The 1,875-nt window shown below is 37.4% G+C and carries 2 protein-coding genes; both read left to right on the forward strand.

Annotated elements, in window-relative coordinates; genetic code table 11:
- The first annotated feature begins 203 nt into the window (after positions 1 to 203).
- Positions 204 to 881 (forward strand): helix-turn-helix domain-containing protein, encoded by a 678-nt coding sequence (locus DWX28_RS19130; protein ID WP_118254774.1) that lies wholly within the window; start codon positions 204 to 206, stop codon positions 879 to 881.
- A 32-nt stretch (positions 882 to 913) separates the two neighbouring features.
- Positions 914 to 1,780 carry an IS3 family transposase gene (locus DWX28_RS19135; RefSeq protein WP_243002507.1) on the forward strand — a complete coding sequence of 289 codons (867 nt, stop codon included), beginning with the start codon at positions 914 to 916 and terminating at the stop codon, positions 1,778 to 1,780.
- Positions 1,781 to 1,875 lie beyond the last annotated feature (95 nt).

Consider the following 1,875-nt stretch of genomic DNA (forward strand, 5'->3'; position numbering starts at 1 on the left):
AGCATAGTTACATTATAACATGTAACGGAGAGAAAGATGGTTGTCGTTAGCCATCTTTTTTTCTTTTTATGATAAAAATTTTGGGAGGGTGTGACTCGACATGAGTCACACCCTCCCTCTCTTAGAACTGTCTATTGATATGCTCCCTTCTAGGTAGACAAGTGAAATAATAAAAACTTGTCACTTAGGAGGGAGCATATTTTATGTCTAGAAGAAAAGTATCTGTTGAGGATAAGATATATGCTGTAAATCTATATCTGGATGGAAAAGAAAGCCAACGGCGAATTGCCCATATGTTTGATGTAAGTCTCGCATCTGTCCAACAATGGATTCGAAACTATGAATCTATGGGAGCAAATGCATTCACATTGAAAGGGAATAAAAAATATTCCAAAGAATTGAAACAACAAGCAGTCTTAGATTTTTTAGCAGGCTATGGTTCTCAAGATGATATTTGCAAAAAATACGGAATCCGTTCAAAAGCTAAGTTACAAATCTGGATAAAGAAGTATAATGGTCATGAAGAATTAAAATCTTCTGGAACAGGAGGAATCATTATCATGACCAAAGGAAGAAAAACCACTTTTGAAGAACGGGTTGAAATAGTACAGTATTGTATCGCACATGATCGTAATTATGCCCAAACGGCAGAACAATACCAGGTGTCCTATCAACAGGCTCGCAATTATATAGTCAAATATGAAGCTGGTGGAGTGGAAGCTTTAAGAGATAACCGTGGCAAACGAAAACGTCCCGATGAGATGAGTGAATTAGAAAAACTGCGTGCTGAAGTTAAAATTTTAAAAGCAGAGAAAGCACGTGCTGAAATGGAGGCATCTTTCTTAAAAAAACTCGAAGAAATAGAGAGGAGGCGGGGCTAAGCCTGGTCCGTCATGAACATATATATCAGGCAATCAAAGAAGAACACAAAGAACATAATTATCCAATCGCTGCACTTTGTAAACTTGCTAATGTTTCTAGAGCAGCTTATTATAAATGGCTACACAGAGAAATTCCTAAAAGTGAACAAAAGAATAGGTTTATTGCCGACGAGATAGAAAAGATTCATACAGACTCACCAGATAAAGGCTATCGAAGGATCAGAGATGATCTGGAACGATATCATGGTATTGATGTAAACGATAAACGTGTGCTATGCATTTGCCGTAAACTTAATATAAAATCAACTATCAAGTATTCTAACAACGGATGCACAAGACATGCTCCAAACCCTCAGTATATAGCTGAAAACATACTTAATCGGGAGTTCACTGCCAAAGCACCAAATGAAAAATGGCTCACTGATGTGACAGAATTCCATTATTATATTGGGATGGAAAAGCATAAAGTTTATCTAAGTGCAATACTGGATCTATATGATAGACGGATTGTTTCGTATGTTATTCGTGATAAGAACAACAATGCCTTGGTGTTTGATACGGTAGACAATGCTTTACTTAGAAATCCTGGTGCGCAGCCACTATTTCACAGTGACAGGGGATTCCAATATACGAACAGGACATTTCATACAAAACTTGTAAATGCTGGAATAACGCAAAGCATGTCGCGAGTTGCTAAATGTATCGACAATGGACCAATGGAAGGCTTTTGGGGAATTCTGAAGAGAGAGCGATACTATGGAAAACGATTCACCGATAGAGGTACTCTCGTAAAAATGATCGAAGATTATATAGATTACTACAACAATAAACGCTTGCAAAGGAATCTCGGAATTTTAACACCAATGGAAAAACACGAAATTTACTTGCAAGCTGCATAAAAACTGCCAGCAGATAAATTTCTACTGGCAGGAAAAATTTGTATTTTTTCAATTGTCTACTTGACGGGGAGCGGTTCATATTTCCCGACAGCCCC

Source organism: Blautia sp. AF19-10LB (assembly GCF_003461245.1).
In the GTDB taxonomy this organism is placed as follows: Bacteria; Bacillota; Clostridia; order Lachnospirales; family Lachnospiraceae; genus Blautia_A; species Blautia_A intestinihominis.